We start from the raw sequence: 20,322 nt of genomic DNA, 5'->3' as shown, positions 1-20,322 counted from the left end.
GCGTTCATTGGAATTCCCGATTCCTTTTCGATATCTTCATCATAAACTGGCAAAGGAAAATCGGTTAATTGAAGCATTTTAATCTCATGTCCCTGAATACGTCCTGTGATATGATCCAGAAGTCTTTGATTTATGGAAGTACTACTGTTAGAACCGGCGAAGGCGAGAATCTTTTTCATGTTTGATTTTCTCTAAAATTACTGAAAATTTATCTTAGCTTTTCGTTTAAAAATCTGGTAAGAGAGTAACTGAAATAAAAATTATGGAGAGGACCACTCATTATATAGAGAATGAACATCTAAAGATCGGAGTTCTGGAAACCGGCGCCGAGCTTTGCAGTATTCTGAATAAAAAATCTGGAAGAGAACATATCTGGCAGGCAAATCCAGATGTTTGGGGAAGTCATGCGCCTAATCTTTTTCCAATTATTGGAATGCTGAAAGATGGGGAATATCAATTTGAAGGCGCAACTTATAGTCTACCAAAACATGGAATCATACGGCATAACGATCAGATAAGACTAAAAGAGAGAACTGAAGATCAGCTTGTTTTCGAGCTTCTTTATTCTGAAGAAACTTTGAAGATGTATCCATTTAAATTTGCCTTCAGGATCTATTTTATTCTGAAGGATAAGCAACTGGAAGTAAAACATCATATTATCAATCTTGATGAAAAGCCTTTATATTTCTCACTTGGAGGTCATCCAGCCTTCAATATTCTCTATTCTGAAGGTGAAAAAATTGAAGATTATTCCCTTCAGTTTGACCAGAAATTAAACCTCAAGACGGAGATCCTTGATGAAAACGGCTTACTTGGTGAGAAAGAGGAAGTGATACTTAAAAATGAGCAAAACCTGCAACTTAGATCAGATCTTTTCGACAAGGACGCATTGATCTTCCGAAGTATTAAATCAAAAAAAGTAGAGCTACATAGCAAAACTGAAGGTGCTATTTTAAGAGTTGAATTTGAAGATTTTAAAGACCTTGGAATCTGGGCAAAACCAAACGCATCCTACGTTTGTATCGAACCATGGCTTGGCTATACAGATCTTGCAAATTCTAGTAAAAATTTCAAGGAAAAAGCTGGGAATGAAGTGCTGAATGCGAATGATGATTTTAAGGCTAGTTACCAGATTAGCATTTACTAGTATATAAATGTGCAGGTTAGCACGTTAAGCAGTACCTTTGCAAAAATAAAAACTTATACTTTGAGCTTTCAGGATCTAAACCTAAACACTCCATTGCGTAATGCATTGGAAGATCTTAATTTCCAGACACCTACACCAATCCAGGAACAGGCGTTTTCATCGATCATGTCTGGACGGGATGTTGTTGGGATCGCGCAAACGGGAACTGGTAAGACCTTTGCCTACTTGCTTCCACTTTTAAGAATGCTCAAATATTCGGAACAAAAAAATCCCAGGATCTTGATTCTTGTTCCAACCCGTGAACTTGTTGTTCAGGTTGTTGAGGAAATAGAAAAGATCGCAAAGTATATTAATGTACGAATTTCAGGGATCTATGGTGGCGTGAACATTAATACGCAACACCAGGATTTAATGCAGGGACAGGACATTCTGGTAGCAACTCCACGACGATTGTATGATCTTGTACTCCGTAGAGCTGTTCAGTTAAAATCCATTCAGAAATTCGTGATCGATGAAGTGGATGTGATGCTGGATCTTGGATTCAAATTCCAGGTGAATAATATCCTCGAATTGCTTCCGCAGAACAGACAAAGTATTATGTTTTCGGCAACTATGACCGAAACCGTGGAAGCGATGATCGACGCAAACTTTAAAACTCCCGAGAAAATATCGGTTGCCGTAAGTGGTACACCTCTTGAAAATATAGAGCAGCGAGCTTATAAAGTTCCTAACTTCAATACGAAGGCGAATCTTTTTAAAGAGCTGTTCACCGATGAGGATGAATATAAAAAAGTCTTGATTTTCACGACCGACAAGCGTTTTGCTGATAAACTATATGACATTCTGAATGCCGAATTCAGGCATCAGGTAAGTATGGTTCATACAGGCAAGAGTCAGAATTACCGACTTAACAGTCTGCAGGAATTTGCTGAAGGTCGTACGCGTATCATGATCTCTACAGATGTCATGGCTCGTGGTCTGGATATCGAGAATGTATCACACGTGATCAACCTTGATACTCCGCATTATCCTGAAAACTATATGCACCGTATTGGTCGTACCGGTCGGGCAGAAAAGAAAGGTGTTGCGATTATTTTTAAGACCGAAGCTGAAGCCGAAAATTACGAAAAGATCGAAACCCTGATGGATATGCAAATTCCGGAAAATTCGATCCCAGAGGCTGTTGAAATTTCTACAGAATTGATCGAGGAAGAAAAGCCAAGATCCATAGAGATTTATAATCCGCATTCAGATGATCAGGAAGCAGGACCTGCCTTTCACGAGAAAAAGGACAAGAACAAAAAGGTAAATCTTGGAGGTAGTTATCGCCGGGAAATTGCCAAGAAATATAAGAAACCAAAAACCCGTGGTGACAAGAACGCCAACCGGAGATGGAAAAAATAAAAAAAGGAGCGCATTTGCGCTCCTTTATGTTTATGATCTGTTTTTCTTCTTTGCTGCCTTCGCTGCTCTCTTTTCTTTTAAACTCAGCACAGGTTCTTTCTTAGCTGAATTCTTTGAAGGTGATTTTTCTTTCGCCATGATTTCTAAAATTAGAATTAACGGTTAAATGTAGTGAATGTTTCTCTACGAAAATGAAAAATAATAAAGCGCCATAAAATTTGCTGCACGTTGTTATCCTTCAGGGTTATGGCTGTTCGCATAAGGATAATTGATAAGAGCTAGTAAGTGTTGGTCGTATTGGCATCGAGATCAGACTTTCGGATCCAGTTGAGAATAAAACTGGAGATCCTACCAAACAGGAAGGTAAATCCACCGAACAACGGAGCCAGTAAACTCACTTTAAGCCCTGCTGCAAACATTGCCGGGTTGACGTTATGAAGAGACTCAAAAGCATCAAAGATCTGTATCAGGCCTACAAATTGAGTGAAAAGTCCGATCACCAATGCGATCAATGCCAATTGATTAATAAGAGAAATGTTCTTTCGAAATTTATGCCCAACTGCAGATACATTGATTGCTGCCCGAACGACCAGGAATATTATAATAAAGAGTGAAATTAAGATAAGGCTCATAGCCAGTGGTCCACCTTCATTAATTCGATCACCAAGCTGCTGAAAGAAACCCGGGTTTTGAAAAAGAATACTACTTAGTAAAATCATCATTTAGTTTTATTAGTTAATGATAGCAAACTTAGGAGGAAGTTAGTTTTAAAATATAGAATTGAGACCAGTTACGTGTTTTTGAGCCGATTCTACCATTTACCGAATTTTTCCAGTTCTATTCTGAAAGCGATGTTATCCAGCTCCTTAAAATAGTAATTCGTCGCATTAATTTTTATTAACCGAAATTAAGTCACATTTTTATTCACTAATGAAACTAAGTTCGATCATCCTGGGAATGGGAAGGAAATTTCTACTACACAGCCTTTTCTGGCTCGTGGTCTTGCTTTATTTCACCTTCTTTTTTGGGTTTGAAGATTCAGAATTCAGGCAGGTAATGAACTTTTCATCTTTTTTTCTTCCTGTCACCATTTTGACCACCTATACATTTATTTACAGGATCATTCCTCGATATCTTATTCCGAAAAAGTATTTGCAATTTGGTCTATATAGCTTAGCTGCACTTGTAATTTCAGCCTGCTATATCACAATTTCGGCTTTTTACGCCAAGGTGCTGACTTCCGGTTATGAATATCAGGGAAGTTTTCCTATTACAAAAAGCCTTATTTATGTCATGATTAGCGTCTATCTGTTAGTGGCGCTTGCTTCCGCGTTTAGTCTGCTGAAGTATAATTATTCTACTGCAGCTAAGAATGAAGAATTGAAGAACAGGATCCTGGAAGCGCAGTTGAAATTAAAAGAACAGGAGCTTCAATATCTGAAGATGCAGATTCATCCTCATTTTCTCTTTAATTCGCTAAATACTATTTACGGATTGAGTTTAGCCAATCATCATACTACGTCAGAAATGATCCTGCAACTTTCAGATTTACTGGATTATATTCTTTACCAAACCAAAAAGCCAGTGGTCTCGCTGAAGGATGAAATAAAACATATCACTAACTATATTGATCTGGAAAAAAAACGCTTTCAGGAGCTCCTCATCGTTGATTTTGAAATCGAGGAATTCATAGAAGAAATTCAGATTGCGCCCATGTTATTATTGCCTTTTGTAGAAAATTGTTTCAAGCATGGTCGTGGCGCCGATGGAAAATTGGAAATCAGCATTAAAATAAAAGTAAAGAATGACCAATTAATGTTTTTGATAGAAAATTCAAAAGCTCAGCTCTCAGCAGAACATTCAGAAAATGGTATTGGTCTTGAAAATATTAAACGAAGACTTGATCTGCTATATGAGAATAATTATCAACTTGATATTGAGACCAGACCAGATCATTATTACGTAAGATTGATGCTGAAATTCTCCAAAAATACTGTTTATGCCTGATAACATTCGCTGTTTGATAGTAGATGATGAACCTGTTGCCCTGGACATTCTGAAAAATCATATTTCAAAGATAGATTTCCTGGAGATCGTACAGGCTTGCCGGAATGCTACAGAGGCTTTTAATTGTATTAGTTCCAACAAAATTGACCTGATTTTTCTGGATATCAACATGCCTGGAATTTCAGGGATCGCATTTGCAAAATCTATCAATAAGGATATTAAGATCATTTTCACCACCGCTTACAGAGAATTTGCGATCGAGGGATTTGATCTTCACGCAGCAGATTATTTACTTAAACCTATTTCCTTCGAAAGATTTCTTGATGCCGTTAATAATTTCAGGCACCTCTATTCTTTTCAAACAAACGAAAATCTGCCTGCTTCTTCCAATGAGTTCTTTTTTGTTAAGATCGACCGGAAAATGCATAAAATAGATTTTCAGAAGATCTTATGGATAGAAAGTTTGAGCGATTACCTGAAAATAAAAACCACCGAAGGCACGAAAGTTACCAGAGAGACAATTTCCTCCATTGAAGAGAAACTTCCAGATGCTAATTTTCTAAGAATTCATAGATCATATATTATTAACATCAGTAAAATTGAATCGTATTCTCATGAAGAATTGGTTATAGAGAATAAGTCGTTACCAATTAGTCGGACTTATAAGGAGAATCTACTAAGAGAAATGAAAAAATTCTCTTAGTTACAATTTTTTAGAATCTTCAATTATATCGATTGATTTATTAAGCAATTCATCTTCACCATTCCTAAAGCCTTCAATAGTAGGCTTAATTTCAATATCGGGAACAATCATTGGATTAAAGATTAATGATTTAAAAAAATAAAGCCCGGACATCATAACGTCCGGGCTTAAAAATATACCGTAATTTATCTTACTCTAGATATGCAAAGCTCTGTTTTCAGTAGCGGCAAGAGCGGCTTCCTTAACAGCTTCAGCATAGGTCGGGTGAGCATGGCTCATTCTCGCTATATCTTCCGCAGAAGCTCTGAATTCCATAGCGGTAACCGCTTCAGCAATAAGATCTGCAGTTCTTGCGCCAATCATGTGCACTCCAAGAACCTCATCGGTCTTTTCATCAGCAAGGATCTTTATAAGCCCGTCAATGTCTCCACTGGCTCTTGAACGTCCTAAAGCTCGCATAGGAAATTTACCTTCCTTGTACTTCACTCCCATTTCCTTTAATTGCTCCTCAGTTTTTCCAACTGAAGCAACTTCAGGCCAGGTGTAGACTACTCCCGGAATCAGGTTATAATCGATATGAGGTTTTTGACCCGCGATCAATTCGGCAACCATCGTTCCTTCTTCTTCAGCTTTATGAGCAAGCATGGCACCTCGCACCACATCTCCAATTGCATAGATATTATCTACATTGGTTTGTAAATGCTCGTTTACCTTCACTCTACCTTTATCATCAAGTTCAACTCCTGCAGCATCTACGTTCAAACCAATTGTAAAAGGTTTTCTTCCTACAGAAACAAGGCAGTAATCTCCTTTTATCTCGATTTCCTTATCTTTTTTATCATCTGCTTTTATCGTGATCTCGTCACCGTTTCTTTCAACAGACTTCACTTTGGTACTTACGTGGAATTTGATTCCCTGCTTCTTTAAAACTTTCTGCAGCTCTTTGGAAAGTGCGCTATCCATAGTAGGAATGATACGATCCAAATATTCAACAACCGTTACTTCAGCTCCCAGGCGATGATAAACCTGCCCCAATTCCAGCCCGATCACACCACCACCAATTACGATCATGTGTTTAGGAACCTCTTTAAGTTTAAGTGCTTCCGTAGAAGTGATCACTCTTTCCTTATCCAGTTCAATAAAAGGAAGACTTGCCGGTTTAGAACCTGTGGCAATAATAATTTTTTTCGCTTCTATAGTTTTGGTATCTCCTTCTCCTTCGATCTTGATGTGAGTCTTATCTTCAAAAGAACCTACTCCTTCATAAACATCGATCTTGTTCTTATCCATAAGGAATTTCACTCCGTCACAGGTTTGCTGAACAACAGATGATTTTCTATCCATCATTTTTTCCAGGTTAAGCTTTACCTCTCCCGGAATTTCGATACCATGGTCTTCAAAATGTTTGATCGCATCCTCAAAATGGTGTGAGGAATCAAGTAGAGCTTTACTTGGAATACAACCTACGTTTAAACAGGTCCCACCAAGTGTGGAATATTTCTCTATGATCGCAGTTTTCATCCCAAGTTGTGCGCAGCGAATCGCAGCAACGTATCCACCTGGTCCCGATCCTATAACTGCAACATCATATGTACTCATAATTGTATGTTTTTACTAATTTTTGAACAAATTGATTACAAAAGTACGACTATTCTCTACAATGACCAATGCACCTGAGAGTCCTGACAAAATTTTAAGAATTACAGATTAATGATCGTGCTTTGCTTCACCTTGTTGATCGTAAAGACACTTTTTGTACTCCCAATATGATCCAGGCTGGTAAGCTTAGCTACCATAAATTCACGATATTCATCCATGTCTTTTACCAGAACTTTCAATATATAATCATAGTCTCCGCTCACATGTAAACATTCGATAACTTCGGGCAGACTGGTGATATCCTTTTCGAATTTTGTAAGTATTTCTTTTTTGTGCTGAATAAGTTTGATCTGGCAAAGAACCATAAAACCCTTCCCGACATTCTCCGGGTTCACCAATGCAACATATTTCGCAATGATTCCATCGCGTTCCAGCTTTTTAATACGTTCGTAAATCGCAGTAATTGAAAGTTTCAGGTCATTCGCAATCTCCTTATTCGTCTTTTTGCTATCCTCCTGAAGGTGCTTTAAAATTCTTTTATCTAGCTCATCAATTTTCATACGCCTATTTTTTTGGGTGTCTGAACTTAAAATTTTTCGGTTAAAATTATCTGCAGACTATAAAATTAGATATTTAATCTATAATACTACCACTTCATAGTTTTATATTCTACTCATACCTATATTACTTGTTCTTAAGTCGGTTTTATCAGAAATTTGAATATATAAATTCAGAAATCATGAAATACAAACCAGCAGATCACATTCAGGACTTACAATATTTTGGAGAATTTGGAGGTGTGAACCCTTCTATATCAGATTCTTCAACTTACACTTTTCTTTCAGCCAAAACCATGTTCGATACCTTTGAAGGTAATGCCGAAGGTTGTTACTTATATTCCCGGCATTCCTCCCCATCCAATCTTTATTTGGGCGAAGCACTCGCAGCAATGGAAGGAACAGAATCTGCTAATGTCTCTGCTTCCGGGATGGGTGCGATCACATCGGTTCTTATGCAGCTTTGCAATGCCGGTGACCATATTGTTTGTAGCAGAACCGTTTATGGCGGCACTTATGCATTTCTGAAGAATTTCGCACCAAAATTTGGCATTGAAACCACATTTGTAGATATCACTAAACCTGAATTGGTGCAGAATGCTCTTCAGAAGAATACAAAAGTGATCTACTGCGAGAGTGTGAGCAATCCATTACTTGAAATCGCAGATCTAGAAGCCCTGGCTAAAATCTCTAAAGCTTCTAATTCAAAACTGGTAGTAGACAATACATTTTCACCACTTTCTATTAGTCCGATTAAACTTGGTGCAGATGTGGTGATTCATAGTTTAACGAAATTTATCAACGGTAGCAGTGATACTGTTGGCGGAGTTGTTTGTGGCACTACGGAATTTATAAACGACCTTAGAAATGTAAATGATGGCGCAGCTATGCTACTGGGTCCAACTATGGATAGTCTGCGTGCTGCCTCTATTCTGAAAAATTTACGAACCCTACATATTCGCATGACGCAACATAGTCACAATGCAATGTTCCTGGCTCATAAATTTCAGGAGGATGGGTTGAAAACTGTATATCCGGGATTGGAATCCCATCCAGGACATGAAACTTTCAAAACCATGATGAACGAATCTTATGGGTTTGGCGGGATGCTGACCCTCGATGTTGGTTCACTGGATAAAGCAAATGAATTGATGGAACTTATGCAGGAAAGAAATCTGGGCTATCTGGCTGTAAGTTTAGGATTTTACAAAACCCTGTTCAGCGCGCCCGGAACTTCAACCTCTTCGGAAATTCCTGAAGAAGAGCAGAAAGAAATGGGATTAAGTGATGGTTTAATTCGATTTTCCATAGGGTTGGATAATGATATTGCAAGAACTTATGAAATGATGAAAGATTGTATGGAAGAAGTAGGTATTCTAAGTGCTGAAATGGTCTAAAATTTTGCAGGATTAAGCCGAATGTCGTAAAATTACGTTCATAAAAATATGAACAACATTAACGACCGGTTATAAATTTCCAAGCCTTAAGGTAGATCTGACGATTTTCAGAATACCCTAAGGCTTTATTTATGCCTTAAAAATAGAATCTCCTGAATGGAAAACTCTGCTGCAAATCCTGAAAATGAACCTGTAATTGAGAATAAGGAATTAAGTATCTGGGAAGCATTAATTCCGGTACTTATTCTTGTTGCTATGTTAGCTTTCAATGTTTTCGTTTTCGGTGATGATGCTCTTGGAGGTTCTAACCAATTCATTCTATTACTTGGAGGAGCCGTTGCCGCGATCGTTGGTTACTTCAATAAAGTAAAGTTTGATACCATGGTTGATGAAGTTGCCGGCAATATTCAAAGCACTTCCGGAGCGATTCTTATTTTATTGATGGTAGGAGCTCTCGCAGGAACCTGGCTTATTAGTGGAATTATCCCTACTATGATCTATTACGGACTATTAATTCTAAATCCTACGATTTTTCTGGCTGCCTGTGTTGTTATATGTTCTGTGATCTCTGTGGCTACAGGAAGTAGCTGGACAACTTCAGCTACCGTTGGTATCGCCCTGATCGGGATCGCTGATGCGCTGGGAATTGGATTGGGCATGACGGCGGGTGCAATTCTTTCTGGAGCCTATTTTGGGGATAAAATGTCTCCTTTAAGTGATACTACAAATCTTGCTCCGGCTATGGCGGGAACAGATCTTTTTACACATATAAAATATATGGCATTAACCACAGTGCCTACGATCACAATTACCCTTATTGCCTTTATAATTATCGGACTTAACCTGGACACGAGTGGAACTACTGATACATCTGCAATACTGGCTTCCATAGAAAAAAGCTTTACCATCACGCCATGGTTGTTCATTGTACCAGTGATCGTCATATTTCTGATCGTTAAAAAAACATCCCCGCTTATCGCATTATTAGTTGGAACTCTTGCCGGAGCGGTTGCCGCTCTTATTGTACAACCAGACATTGTACTGGCAGTAAGTGGAATGAATGAACTTAATTTTATTAGTGGATATAAAGGACTCATGAATGCCATCACGGTAGACACCGCGGTAGAAACCGATTCTGAAACTCTTAATGACCTGTTTGCTTCCAGCGGAATGCAGGGAATGCTAGGAACTATCTGGTTGATCATTTGTGCCATGGTATTTGGCGGAATTATGGAAGCAATTGGAGCCTTATCCAGAATCAGTAAAGCCCTTCTGAATCTATTCCATACCACCTTTGGATTGTTTGCTAGTACCGTATTTAGTTGTCTTGCCTTGAACGTAACCGCTTCAGACCAATACCTGGCTATTGTAGTACCGGGAAAAATGTTTGCAAAAGCTTATAAGGATAAAGGCCTTGCACCGGAAAACCTTAGTCGTAGTCTTGAAGATTCGGGAACAGTGACTTCTGTACTTATTCCATGGAATACTTGTGGAGCTTATCATAGTGGAGTTCTGGGTGTTCCTGTACTTTCCTATGCTGGTTACGCTTTCTTCAATTATTTGAGTCCATTTATGACCCTTCTTTTCGCTGCCATCGGACTAAAAATTAGAAAAATTTCTACCAAATAATCATTGTCAAAACCTTAGAATAACTGCTAAATTTCTGAGTATTTGATGGTTATAGAGTGTCGCTATCATTGATTTTACAATGCATAGACAGGCTCTATTGTGTGATAAAATCATAAAATTTGAAAGCTCCTGAAAACGCAGTAAAGATGATACTTTTGCAGCGTACAAAAAGAACATTTTTAATTTTAAAAAATATAATAATATGGCTTTAGTAGGAAAAAAATTTCCAAATCTTAGTGTAGACGCAATGAACGAAATGGGTGATACTTTCAAATTAAACATTTTGGAAGAGGCTCAGAAGAATAATAAGAAAGTTCTATTATTCTGGTACCCAAAAGACTTTACGTTCGTATGTCCTACAGAGCTACATGCATTTCAAAATGCAATGGCTGAGTTCGAAAAGAGAAATGTAATGGTAGTTGGAGCATCTTGTGATACTCCTGAAGTTCATTTCGCATGGTTGAACACTCCTAAGGATAATGGTGGAATTGAAGGTGTAACTTACCCAATTCTTGCAGATAGCAACCGTAATCTAAGTTCAAGACTTGATATCCTTGACATCATGAGCGAAACTTATGATGATGAAACAGGAGCTGTAACTCTTGAAGGTGATAACGTGACTTACAGAGCAACTTACCTGATCGATGAGGAAGGAACAATTTTCCATGAAGGTGTAAACCATATGCCACTTGGGAGAAACGTCAACGAATTCCTAAGATTGATTGATGCTTATACACACGTACAGGAGAAAGGTGAGGTTTGTCCAGCAAACTGGGAAGAAGGTAAAGAAGGAATGAATGCAGACCGCGAAGGAGTTGCATCATACTTAAGCCTTAACTAAGAAGTGTCCCTGAATTAATAATATTAAAAAAATTGCTATGATTAAGGAATTAGATCAGGATAACTTAAGTGAGATTGTAAATGATAATGATACTGTGGTAGTACAGTACATGGCGGGATGGTGTGGAAACTGTCGTTTAATGAAGCCAAAATTCAAGAAGTTATCTGCAGAGCATGAAAATGCACAGTTTATTCTTGTTGATGCTGAAAAGTATCCGGAATCGAGAAAACTGGCGAAAGTGGATAACCTTCCAACATTTGCAACCTTTAAAAATGGAAGTTTTAAGAATCAGGTTCAAACGAATAAGTTTGACCAATTAAAAAACTTAGTAGATGAAGTTACCAGTAATTAAGCATTTACAGCGAAACAACGATGTAAACAAACTTGAAAGTACGATTGATGTACTCGAAAGCTTTACCGAACACCGTTCAGTTTCTGAAGAAGAAATGGACGTGATTGGTGAATTACTTACAAATCTTTGTGGTGCTGTAGAAGTGCATAAAATGATAGAAGACGGTACTCCTGAAAGGGATGCTGCTAATAATTTTGTCAAGAAAGTTTTAGGGTCTATAGACAAATAATCCTTTTTGATAAACCAGATAGCAAAGGCTGTTTCATTGTGAAACAGCCTTTGTTGTTTTATGATAATTTTAGTAATAACCGAAACACAATCCTATAAATTTAGCAATCTAATATATGAATAGAAATGGCAAAGATTGAACTTGGTGGAGAAACTGTAACTACATACGGCTCACTTCCAGCACTAGATGAGAAAGCTCCTCATTTTGAATTAATTAAATCTGATCTTTCGATTGGAACCCTGGATGATTTTAAAGGAAAGCGAGTTATTCTCAATATCTTTCCAAGTATTGATACCGGAGTTTGCGCGACTTCAGTTCGCAACTTCAACAAGAGAGCTTCAGAATTAAAAGATACCGTAATACTTTGTATTTCCAGGGATCTGCCTTTTGCTCAACAAAGATTTGTAAGCGATGAGGAATTGAACCAGGTCGTAAATTTATCAGATTTTCGTGATAGAAATTTTGGTAAGGACTATGGTGTTGAAATTCTTGACGGACCCTTTGAAGGTTTATTATCTCGTGCAGTAGTGGTTCTTGATGAAGATGCTAAAGTGATACATTCCCAGCAAGTACCTCAAATCGAGGATGAACCAGACTATCTTGCTGCGCTGAAAACACTGTTATAATGAAAAACACTTTCCTCGGAAAGAGAATCAGAGGAGGAGGATACGCCTTAAAAGGTGCACTACTGCTGCTTAGCCATGAAGCCAGCATACAGGTGCAATTTGTCATTTCGATTTTGGTTTGCATTGCGGGTTGGTATTTTGATATTACCAGAACAGAATGGATGTTTCAATTCGTAGCAATTGGAATGGTCATGTCTGCAGAAGGATTGAATTCAGCCATAGAAGCAATGGCAGACTTTGTACATCCCGACTTTCATAATAAGATCGGGCATATTAAAGACATTGCTGCAGGTGCTGTGTTTATCGCTGCAATAATCGCGATCGTCATCGCGGGATTTATCTATATTCCTTATTTAACCAGTTAATACCCCACTACATGAAGCAGTATCTAATATATGTTCTCTGCCTGTGTACCGTATTTTCTGTTACAACTCAGGAACTGCCGGAATTGGACATAGATCTTAAGAATTATGAATATCCTTATAATGTAAATTTTCTCGAACTTAATATTCAGAACAGCACCTATTCTATGGCTTATATGCACATAGAGGCGGAGAATCCAAATGGTGAAACCGTAGTCTTATTACACGGCAAAAATTTCAACGGCGCATACTGGCAAACTACCATAGATACTCTTCAAAAATCAGGGTACAATGTGCTGGTGCCAGACCAGATAGGGTTTGGAAAGTCCAGCAAACCAGAACATTTCCAGTATACGTTTCAGCAACTGGCAGAAAACACCAAAAAGCTTATCGATACACTTGGGATCGCGAAGACCTCTATTTTAGGTCATTCTATGGGAGGCATGCTGGCCACCCGTTTTGCTTTGATGTATGCCGAAATAACTAGTAAACTTGTTTTACTCAACCCAATAGGACTTGAAGACTGGAAGACCAAAATTCCATATCAAAGTATAGACGACTGGTATGAGCAGGAATTGGATAAAAACTACCAGGGTATCAAGTCATACCAGCAGGAAAGCTATTATGCTGGCGATTGGAATGATGATTATGCACAGTGGGCTAAATTACTTGCGGGATGGACATTGAATGAAAAGTATCCATTGATAGCCTGGAATGCCGCACTCACCTATGATATGATCCTTACGCAACCTGTAGTTTATGAGTTTAAGAATCTGCAAATGCCAACATTATTAATCATTGGGACCCGGGATCGAACAGCTTTGGGTAAAAACCTGGTGAGTAAGAAAGTAAAAGCGAGCATGGGATTATACGATGAACTCGGAGAAATAACCGAAAACAAAATACCGAATGCGAAATTGGTGGAAATTCCAGATACCGGACACTTACCACATATTGAAGCTTTCGATAAATTTACAGCAGCACTTCTACCCTACTTAAAGAATAAATAGTAAAACCAGTCGTTTACGACTTGTAATCGGGGCAACTTTGAAAATTGAAGTTTTTTTTCCTTAATTTGGATAAGGCTAATTTGTATTTTTGCCGAAATTCGTCAACCTACCTATGGCCAAAAAGAAACCTAAGACCAGGAAAACAACAAAAAAATCCAGTAAATTATCTTTTAGCCTCAACAGGCAGCAAAAAGTAGTGCTTGGAAGTTTTCTTATGCTATTTGGTCTGGGTCTTATAGTCGCCTTCATATCTTTTCTTTTTAACTGGCAGGCAGACCAGAGCGTACTCCAGGAACTTGGGAATCGTGATGTTGAAGCCAGGAACTGGTTGAGTAAATTTGGTGCATCTGTAAGTGATTTTTTCGTATATAAAGGCTTCGGACTAGCCTCTTTCTCTATCGCATTTTTAATACTGTTAAGCGGCATTTATTTATTCTTTGGATTTAAGATTTCCAGCCTGAGGAAATACTGGTTCTGGGGAATTCTGGTGATGATCTGGCTCTCTGTAGTTCTTGGTTATTTTGCTGAAAAAAATGCACTTCTGGGAGGTAGAATCGGTTATGAAACCAATGATTTTTTACAGGATTATCTTGGCTTCTTCGGAAGCATTCTATTAATGCTATTTCTGCTAATTGCTTACCTAGCGATACGACTCAAAGTCACACCGGAAATGGTTGGTTCTTACCTTAATTCTGGTAAACAGGAACTTCAGACCGCAATGCAAAAGCATCAGGCCAGTGTTTCAGAAACTGAAGAAGAAATTGAATGGAAAAAAGAATTAGTCTTACCAAAAGACGAAGAAAAACCGGCAGAAGTTGACCTAAGCAGCAAACCTGAAAAGAAGCCTGAGAAGAAAAACAGCCCGGAAGCTATTCCGAAGATGGAAGTAAAAGCTCCGGTGGAAGAGGATAATGTGGCAATGGAAGTTGAAGCTGCTCCTGAAGAGGAAGAAGAAGATAACCTGAGTCAGAAACTGGTAAAGGATTTTGGTGAATTTGACCCAACCCTGGAGCTGAAGAATTACAAATTTCCCACGATCGAACTGCTTAAAGATTACGGCGGTACTATCACGATCAACCAGGAAGAACTGGAAGAAAACAAGAATCGTATCGTTGATACGCTCAAGAATTATAAGATAGAAATTGCACAGATCAAAGCAACCGTTGGTCCAACAGTAACCTTATATGAGATCGTCCCTGAAGCCGGGATTCGTATTTCGAAGATCAAAAATCTTGAGGATGATATTGCTCTTTCGCTTTCTGCACTTGGAATCAGAATTATTGCTCCAATTCCGGGTAAAGGAACCATTGGTATTGAAGTACCAAATAAAAATGCCAGCATAGTATCCATGCGTTCGGTGATCGCTTCACCTAAATTTCAGAATGCAGAGATGGAATTACCGCTAGCTTTGGGTAAAACGATAAGTAACGAAACCTTCGTAGTCGACCTGGCGAAAATGCCACATATGTTGATGGCGGGTGCTACCGGACAGGGTAAATCTGTTGGTTTGAATGCAATTCTAACATCGCTGCTATATGCCAAGCATCCTGCTGAAGTAAAATTTGTCCTGGTAGATCCTAAAAAAGTAGAACTTACCTTATTCAATAAGATAGAGCGCCACTACCTCGCAAAACTTCCAGATGATGGTGAAGCGATCATCACAGATAATACAAAAGTGATCAACACCCTGAATTCTTTATGTATCGAAATGGATGATCGATACAATCTTTTAAAGGATGCCATGTGCCGTAACTTAAAGGAATACAATACGAAGTTCAAGGCAAGAAAGTTAAATCCGAACGACGGACACAAATTCCTGCCATATATCGTTTTGGTAGTGGATGAATTTGCAGATTTGATCATGACCGCCGGGAAGGAAGTGGAAACGCCAATTGCCAGACTGGCGCAGCTAGCACGTGCTATTGGAATTCATTTGATCATTGCAACTCAAAGACCTTCGGTGAACGTAATTACCGGAATCATAAAGGCAAACTTCCCGGCCAGAGTAGCTTTCAGAGTAACGTCCAAGATCGATTCCAGGACTATTCTGGATAGCCAGGGAGCAGATCAATTAATTGGTCGTGGAGATATGTTGTTTACGCAGGGGAATGAACTTAAGAGACTACAGTGTGCATTTGTGGATACTCCAGAGGTAGACAAGATCACCGAATTCATTGGTTCGCAAAAAGCTTACCCTGAAGCTCACCTGCTTCCGGCCTACGAAAGCGAGGAAAGTGGCACAGGACTTGATATAGATGTGAGCGAGCGAGACAAGCTGTTTCGCGAAGCTGCAGAAGTAATCGTAACCGCCCAGCAGGGCTCAGCTTCTTTGCTTCAGCGTAAATTGAAACTTGGGTATAACCGTGCAGGTAGAATAATAGATCAACTGGAAGCCGCTGGCATCGTTGGTCCGTTTGAAGGAAGTAAGGCAAGACAGGTTTTAATTACAGATATGGTAGCGCTCGATCAACTATTAAATGAAAAACCAGACTAAAAAAATTAGAATGAAAAGATTAGTATTTATTTTGGCAGCTATACTCAGTTTTGGAGTACAGGCGCAGGAAGCATCAAAAGCTCAGAAATTACTAAATGATGTTTCAGCAAAGGTGAGGAATTATGACAATATGGTTATAGAATTCAAATATTCACTGGAAAATGAAGCTGAGAATGTGAGCCAGGAAACTCGAGGAGATGTTAGTATTGACGGGGAAAAATACTTGTTGAATTTAATGGGAACCACGCAGATGTTTGACGGTAAAAAGATCTATACGATCATTCCGGAAGATGAGGAGATCAACATTTCCAATTATGTTGAGGAAGATAGCAACAGTATTACACCTTCAAAAATGTTCACATTTTATCAAAATGGGTATAACTACAAGATGGATATCACTCAGAATGTGAAAGGCAGAGAGATCCAGTATGTAAAACTTACACCAAAAGATAGCAAAGCTGAGATCAAGAATATTCTTCTTGGGATCGATACTCAAACCAAGCATATTTACAATATGATCCAGACCCAGGAGAACGGAACTAAAGTGACGATCACTGTGAAAAGTTTCAAGACAGATCAACCACTTGCAAAAAATCTATTTACCTTTAACGAAGCTAGATACAGCGACTTTTATATCAATAGATTAGACTAAATTGAAGATACTCGACCGGTACATACTTACCAGCTTTTTAAAAACATTTTTCTCGGTCTTCATAATACTGATGTTCATCTTTGTACTCCAAACGATATGGTTGTACATAGGTGAACTTGCTGGTAAAGACCTGGATACAGAAGTAATCCTGAAGTTTTTACTTTACTTCTCACCTAAGCTGGTGCCTTTAGTGTTACCGCTCACCATTCTGCTTACTTCCATCATGACTTTCGGTTCTTTTGCTGAAAATTATGAATTTGCCGCCATGAAGTCTTCAGGTATTTCTTTAGGTCGCGCAATGCGTAGTCTTACCGTATTTATAGTTTTGGTAAGTCTTACTGCGTTCTTTTTCGCCAATAATGTGATTCCCGCAGCAGAATTCAAATCGATCAATCTTCGAAAGAATATAGCTCAGTTAAAGCCTGCCATGGCTATTTCTGAAGGAATTTTCAATGATATTGGAACTTTTAATATTAAAGTAGAAGAAAAAAGTGGTGAGAATGATCAGTTTCTTACCGATGTAATTATTCATCAGAAGGAGAAAAGTGGTGGAAATACTACGGTGATCAAAGCGCGAGAAGGCGAACTGGTTGGAAGTACTAATTCTGATGTACTTTCTCTAATTCTGAAGGAAGGAAACTACTACGATGAAGTAACACCTTCAGATTATCAAAAGAGGAAAAGAAAACCATTTACGAAGACCTATTTTGACGAATATATCATCAATATAGATCTCTCGAATTTCAATAATGTAGATCTGGAGGATCAAAACTATAATTCCACTCACGGAATGTTGAAAATTTCAGAACTGAGTGAAAGCATAGATTCATTTTCAGTCAACTACAACACTAAATTGGCTAGCCTTAAATCTAATATGTATGATCGTTCCGGGATCGTTAATGTTCAGAATAATTTAAAGCCGAAGGATACTGTTGTTTCTACTGAAGAAAGCATCCTTTCACATTACAACACTTACGATGCGGCACAAATTTCCAACCTGGCACTAGGAACTGTAAACAGCGCTATTGCCCATCTGGGAATGCAGAAGCAGGAGTTTAGAAACAATGTAAAGCAAATCAATAAATTTGAAATCGCATTACATGAAAAATATGCTCTTGGAATTGCCTGTATCGTACTATTCTTTGTAGGAGCTCCTCTTGGAGCCATTATCAGGAAAGGTGGAATTGGTTTACCTATCGTAGTTGCGATCCTGCTCTTTCTTACTTATCACTTTATAGGGATTTTCACGAAAAATTCAGCAGAGAATGGAAGTGTTCCTGCTTTTGTGGCTACATGGCTGCCTACCTGGATCATGCTCCCGCTTGGTGTTTTCCTAACATACAGAGCTACCACAGATCAGGGATTATTAGCTTTTGACAGCCTTACAGATCCTATAAAAAAACTCTTCAAAAAAGCCGGAGCGATTCGGAACAAAAGTAAATCATAATAAATATCTTTGCAGCCATAAAATTGGAACTATGGCAGAGGTAGAAAACAACCAGTATCAGGTCAAACTAGATACTATTCAGGAAGCTATTGATGATATTCGCGCCGGGAAGGTGATCATTGTAGTAGATGATATCGACCGGGAAAATGAAGGTGATTTTCTAGCCGCTGCAAAAATGGTTACTCCAGAGATGATCAATTTCATGGCTACTCATGGCCGCGGACTCATTTGTGCTCCTTTGACCGAGAAAAAATGTAATGATCTAAAACTGGAAATGATGGTTGGTAATAATACCGATCCTATGGAAACCGCATTTACGATTTCGGTTGACCTGAGAGGAAAAGGTGTAACTACGGGTATTTCAGCTTCAGACAGAGCTCAAACCATCAAAAGCCTGATAGATCCTGAAACAAAACCGCAGGATCTTAACAGACCAGGACACATTTTTCCGCTGAAAGCCAAAGAAGGTGGAGTTTTACGTAGAACAGGTCATACCGAAGCAGCGATAGACTTTGCAAGACTTGCCGGTTTCGAACCTGCCGGAGTCATCGTGGAAATCATGAATGAAGATGGAACCATGGCGCGTTTACCTCAGTTGCTGGAAGTCGCCAAAAAGTTTGATCTAAAGATCGTTTCTATCGAAGATCTTGTTGCCTATAGAATGCAGCATGATAGTCTTATAGAGAAAAAAGAGGATTTTGAGCTGGATACAAGATTTGGAAAATTCAGGCTTCGCGCTTACAAACAAACTACCAATTCACAGGTTCATATAGCATTGACTAAGGGTTCATGGAAGACCGACGAAGACATTCTTGTACGAGTGAATTCAACCATGGTAAACAATGATATCCTAGGCACTTTGACTAATAATGCAGATAAAAAACTGGATGGAATGTTTAAGGCGATCAACGATGAAGGTCGTGGTGCGATCGTTTTTATTAATCCGGCTAACCCATCTCCAAACCTCTTATCCAGGATTACGGAATTGAAAGAAAGTCAGAAGCAAGGAGAAATTAAAGCGCCTCCAGTGAAGATGGACATTAAAGATTTTGGAATTGGAGCACAGATTCTTCATGATCTTGAAATCCATAAGATCAGGTTGCTATCAAATTCTCAGCAAACTAAAAGAGTCGGAATGATTGGTTACGGTCTGGAGATCAAAGAATACGTAGAGTATTAATCCATTTCAATGATCACCTCTTCCAGCGGGCGACGTACTTTTTTTAATTCTGAAAAGAAATCATCCTTAGCACGATAACCGACGGGAAGTACAAGTACCGACTGCAGATTTTTATCTCCAAGTTTAAGGAAATCATCATATTTTTCAGGCTCAAAACCTTCCATGGGACAGGCGTCTATTTCTTCAGTAGCGCATACGGTCAACAGTGTTCCTAAAGCCAGGTATGCCTGATTACGGGCCCATGCTTCAATTTCTTCGATTGCCTTATTCTTAAAATCATCTACCAGAAAATTGTGAAAAGGCTGTAAAAGCTCATCTGGTGTGTCTCTTAAATTCTTGACACGTTGGAAGTATCCTGATATAAACTTCTCATCTACATTTTTTTCAGTACAGATCACCAGTACATGAGAAGCGGTACTTACCTGCTGCTGATTCATTGAGAATTCTGTAAGCTGTTTTTGAACCTCTTTATTGCTAATTACCAGCATCTTTAATGGTTGTAACCCATAGGAAGTGGCAGTGAGATTAAATGCATGCTTAAGGATCTCCAGTTTTTCTTCGGAAAGAATTCTGGAATCATCAAACTTTTTAGTAGCGTAACGCCAGTTCAGCGCTTTTAAATTACTCATAATTATGATCTTAAAATACAAAGGTACACAATGATGAAAAGAACATTTACGTTAGCT

General features: G+C 38.6%; 21 protein-coding genes. 16 read left to right on the top strand and 5 right to left on the bottom strand.

Translation table 11 applies throughout. The annotated features are described in order from the left end of the window. On the bottom strand, positions 1-179 hold a 179-nt coding region (locus QZ620_RS03875; protein ID WP_295179281.1), incomplete at its 3' end, for an NAD(P)H-dependent oxidoreductase. 83 nt (positions 180-262) lie between these two features. Here QZ620_RS03875 and QZ620_RS03870 point away from each other — a divergent pair. Together QZ620_RS03870 and QZ620_RS03865 are read left to right on the top strand one after the other, a co-directional pair. Then, complete coding sequence (locus tag QZ620_RS03870) at positions 263-1,147, top strand: aldose 1-epimerase family protein (protein ID WP_295179279.1); 885 nt, start codon at positions 263-265, stop codon at positions 1,145-1,147. Between the two features lie 60 nt (positions 1,148-1,207). Continuing rightward, complete coding sequence (locus tag QZ620_RS03865) at positions 1,208-2,551, top strand: DEAD/DEAH box helicase (RefSeq protein WP_295179277.1); 1,344 nt, start codon at positions 1,208-1,210, stop codon at positions 2,549-2,551. 278 nt (positions 2,552-2,829) lie between these two features. Here the strand turns inward: QZ620_RS03865 and QZ620_RS03860 are convergent, their stop codons facing one another. Further along, the gene (locus QZ620_RS03860) at positions 2,830-3,273 is read right to left on the bottom strand and encodes a MotA/TolQ/ExbB proton channel family protein (RefSeq protein WP_295179275.1); all 444 of its coding nucleotides are present in this window, start codon (positions 3,271-3,273) and stop codon (positions 2,830-2,832) included. Between the two features lie 208 nt (positions 3,274-3,481). On the opposite strand from QZ620_RS03860, the gene QZ620_RS03855 reads away from it, so the two are divergent. Then, the gene (locus QZ620_RS03855; protein WP_295179273.1) at positions 3,482-4,558 is read left to right on the top strand and encodes a histidine kinase; all 1,077 of its coding nucleotides are present in this window, start codon (positions 3,482-3,484) and stop codon (positions 4,556-4,558) included. Then, positions 4,551-5,261, top strand: coding sequence for a LytTR family DNA-binding domain-containing protein (locus QZ620_RS03850; RefSeq protein WP_295179271.1), 711 nt, complete (start codon positions 4,551-4,553; stop codon positions 5,259-5,261). The genes QZ620_RS03855 and QZ620_RS03850 overlap by 8 nt, the downstream gene beginning before the upstream one ends. A 195-nt stretch (positions 5,262-5,456) precedes the next feature. Here the strand turns inward: QZ620_RS03850 and lpdA are convergent, their stop codons facing one another. Continuing rightward, entirely contained in the window at positions 5,457-6,860 is a 1,404-nt protein-coding gene (lpdA, locus tag QZ620_RS03845) for a dihydrolipoyl dehydrogenase (protein ID WP_295179269.1), read from the bottom strand. Positions 6,861-6,961: 101 nt separating this feature from the next. Continuing rightward, positions 6,962-7,420, bottom strand: coding sequence for an Lrp/AsnC family transcriptional regulator (locus QZ620_RS03840; RefSeq protein WP_295179267.1), 459 nt, complete (start codon positions 7,418-7,420; stop codon positions 6,962-6,964). Positions 7,421-7,599: 179 nt separating this feature from the next. Here QZ620_RS03840 and QZ620_RS03835 point away from each other — a divergent pair, with 179 nt between their 5' ends. The 12 genes from QZ620_RS03835 to ribB all read left to right on the top strand — a co-directional run bounded on the left by QZ620_RS03835 (position 7,600) and on the right by ribB (position 19,636). Further along, a complete protein-coding gene (locus QZ620_RS03835; protein WP_295179265.1) occupies positions 7,600-8,814 on the top strand; it encodes an aminotransferase class I/II-fold pyridoxal phosphate-dependent enzyme in 1,215 nt (404 codons plus the stop codon). A 156-nt stretch (positions 8,815-8,970) separates the two neighbouring features. Further along, positions 8,971-10,443: a Na+/H+ antiporter NhaC gene (gene nhaC, locus QZ620_RS03830; RefSeq protein WP_295179263.1), complete on the top strand. Its 1,473-nt coding sequence runs from the start codon at positions 8,971-8,973 to the stop codon at positions 10,441-10,443. Positions 10,444-10,645: 202 nt separating this feature from the next. Further along, positions 10,646-11,284, top strand: a complete 639-nt coding sequence (locus QZ620_RS03825; protein WP_141877262.1) for a peroxiredoxin — start codon at positions 10,646-10,648, stop codon at positions 11,282-11,284. Positions 11,285-11,321: 37 nt separating this feature from the next. Beyond that, positions 11,322-11,636, top strand: a complete 315-nt coding sequence (locus QZ620_RS03820) for a thioredoxin family protein (protein ID WP_141877261.1) — start codon at positions 11,322-11,324, stop codon at positions 11,634-11,636. Next, positions 11,617-11,865: a hypothetical protein gene (locus QZ620_RS03815; RefSeq protein ID WP_295179259.1), complete on the top strand. Its 249-nt coding sequence runs from the start codon at positions 11,617-11,619 to the stop codon at positions 11,863-11,865. The genes QZ620_RS03820 and QZ620_RS03815 overlap by 20 nt, the downstream gene beginning before the upstream one ends. A 125-nt stretch (positions 11,866-11,990) precedes the next feature. Continuing rightward, a complete protein-coding gene (tpx, locus tag QZ620_RS03810; RefSeq protein ID WP_295179257.1) occupies positions 11,991-12,491 on the top strand; it encodes a thiol peroxidase in 501 nt (166 codons plus the stop codon). After that, on the top strand, positions 12,491-12,856 hold the full coding sequence (locus QZ620_RS03805) for a diacylglycerol kinase family protein (RefSeq protein ID WP_295179255.1): 366 nt from the start codon (positions 12,491-12,493) through the stop codon (positions 12,854-12,856). The genes tpx and QZ620_RS03805 overlap by 1 nt, the downstream gene beginning before the upstream one ends. Positions 12,857-12,867: 11 nt before the next feature. Then, positions 12,868-13,863, top strand: coding sequence for an alpha/beta hydrolase (locus QZ620_RS03800; RefSeq protein WP_295179253.1), 996 nt, complete (start codon positions 12,868-12,870; stop codon positions 13,861-13,863). A gap of 112 nt (positions 13,864-13,975) precedes the next feature. After that, a complete protein-coding gene (locus QZ620_RS03795; RefSeq protein ID WP_295179251.1) occupies positions 13,976-16,357 on the top strand; it encodes a DNA translocase FtsK in 2,382 nt (793 codons plus the stop codon). Between the two features lie 10 nt (positions 16,358-16,367). Then, positions 16,368-17,009, top strand: a complete 642-nt coding sequence (locus QZ620_RS03790; protein WP_295179249.1) for an outer membrane lipoprotein carrier protein LolA — start codon at positions 16,368-16,370, stop codon at positions 17,007-17,009. 1 nt (position 17,010) lies between these two features. Next, complete coding sequence (locus QZ620_RS03785) at positions 17,011-18,456, top strand: LptF/LptG family permease (protein WP_295179247.1); 1,446 nt, start codon at positions 17,011-17,013, stop codon at positions 18,454-18,456. A gap of 31 nt (positions 18,457-18,487) precedes the next feature. Then, on the top strand, positions 18,488-19,636 hold the full coding sequence (gene ribB, locus QZ620_RS03780) for a 3,4-dihydroxy-2-butanone-4-phosphate synthase (RefSeq protein WP_295179245.1): 1,149 nt from the start codon (positions 18,488-18,490) through the stop codon (positions 19,634-19,636). On the opposite strand, the gene QZ620_RS03775 is transcribed toward ribB, so the two are convergent. Beyond that, complete coding sequence (locus QZ620_RS03775; RefSeq protein ID WP_295179243.1) at positions 19,633-20,265, bottom strand: NAD(P)H-dependent oxidoreductase; 633 nt, start codon at positions 20,263-20,265, stop codon at positions 19,633-19,635. The two genes, ribB and QZ620_RS03775, sit on opposite strands and share 4 nt — an antisense overlap. Positions 20,266-20,322 lie beyond the last annotated feature (57 nt).

The organism is uncultured Christiangramia sp. (assembly GCF_913046405.1).
In the GTDB taxonomy this organism is placed as follows: domain Bacteria; phylum Bacteroidota; class Bacteroidia; order Flavobacteriales; family Flavobacteriaceae; genus Christiangramia; species Christiangramia marina.
The sequence above is the reverse complement of the archived record's forward strand: the minus strand, read 5'-3'. Positions and strand labels throughout refer to the sequence as shown.

What these genes read in the sequence shown, in the direction of transcription:
- QZ620_RS03800 (WP_295179253.1), top strand. Translation starts at nt 12,868, where the DNA reads ATGAAGCAGTATCTAATATATGTTCTCTGCCTGTGTACCGTATTTTCT.
- QZ620_RS03870 (WP_295179279.1), top strand. Translation starts at nt 263, where the DNA reads ATGGAGAGGACCACTCATTATATAGAGAATGAACATCTAAAGATCGGA.
- QZ620_RS03775 (WP_295179243.1), bottom strand. Translation starts at nt 20,265, where the DNA reads ATGAGTAATTTAAAAGCGCTGAACTGGCGTTACGCTACTAAAAAGTTT.
- QZ620_RS03835 (WP_295179265.1), top strand. Translation starts at nt 7,600, where the DNA reads ATGAAATACAAACCAGCAGATCACATTCAGGACTTACAATATTTTGGA.
- QZ620_RS03790 (WP_295179249.1), top strand. Translation starts at nt 16,368, where the DNA reads ATGAAAAGATTAGTATTTATTTTGGCAGCTATACTCAGTTTTGGAGTA.
- QZ620_RS03860 (WP_295179275.1), bottom strand. Translation starts at nt 3,273, where the DNA reads ATGATGATTTTACTAAGTAGTATTCTTTTTCAAAACCCGGGTTTCTTT.
- nhaC (WP_295179263.1), top strand. Translation starts at nt 8,971, where the DNA reads ATGGAAAACTCTGCTGCAAATCCTGAAAATGAACCTGTAATTGAGAAT.
- QZ620_RS03855 (WP_295179273.1), top strand. Translation starts at nt 3,482, where the DNA reads ATGAAACTAAGTTCGATCATCCTGGGAATGGGAAGGAAATTTCTACTA.
- lpdA (WP_295179269.1), bottom strand. Translation starts at nt 6,860, where the DNA reads ATGAGTACATATGATGTTGCAGTTATAGGATCGGGACCAGGTGGATAC.
- QZ620_RS03850 (WP_295179271.1), top strand. Translation starts at nt 4,551, where the DNA reads ATGCCTGATAACATTCGCTGTTTGATAGTAGATGATGAACCTGTTGCC.
- ribB (WP_295179245.1), top strand. Translation starts at nt 18,488, where the DNA reads ATGGCAGAGGTAGAAAACAACCAGTATCAGGTCAAACTAGATACTATT.
- QZ620_RS03815 (WP_295179259.1), top strand. Translation starts at nt 11,617, where the DNA reads ATGAAGTTACCAGTAATTAAGCATTTACAGCGAAACAACGATGTAAAC.
- QZ620_RS03805 (WP_295179255.1), top strand. Translation starts at nt 12,491, where the DNA reads ATGAAAAACACTTTCCTCGGAAAGAGAATCAGAGGAGGAGGATACGCC.
- QZ620_RS03840 (WP_295179267.1), bottom strand. Translation starts at nt 7,420, where the DNA reads ATGAAAATTGATGAGCTAGATAAAAGAATTTTAAAGCACCTTCAGGAG.
- QZ620_RS03820 (WP_141877261.1), top strand. Translation starts at nt 11,322, where the DNA reads ATGATTAAGGAATTAGATCAGGATAACTTAAGTGAGATTGTAAATGAT.
- tpx (WP_295179257.1), top strand. Translation starts at nt 11,991, where the DNA reads ATGGCAAAGATTGAACTTGGTGGAGAAACTGTAACTACATACGGCTCA.
- QZ620_RS03825 (WP_141877262.1), top strand. Translation starts at nt 10,646, where the DNA reads ATGGCTTTAGTAGGAAAAAAATTTCCAAATCTTAGTGTAGACGCAATG.
- QZ620_RS03795 (WP_295179251.1), top strand. Translation starts at nt 13,976, where the DNA reads ATGGCCAAAAAGAAACCTAAGACCAGGAAAACAACAAAAAAATCCAGT.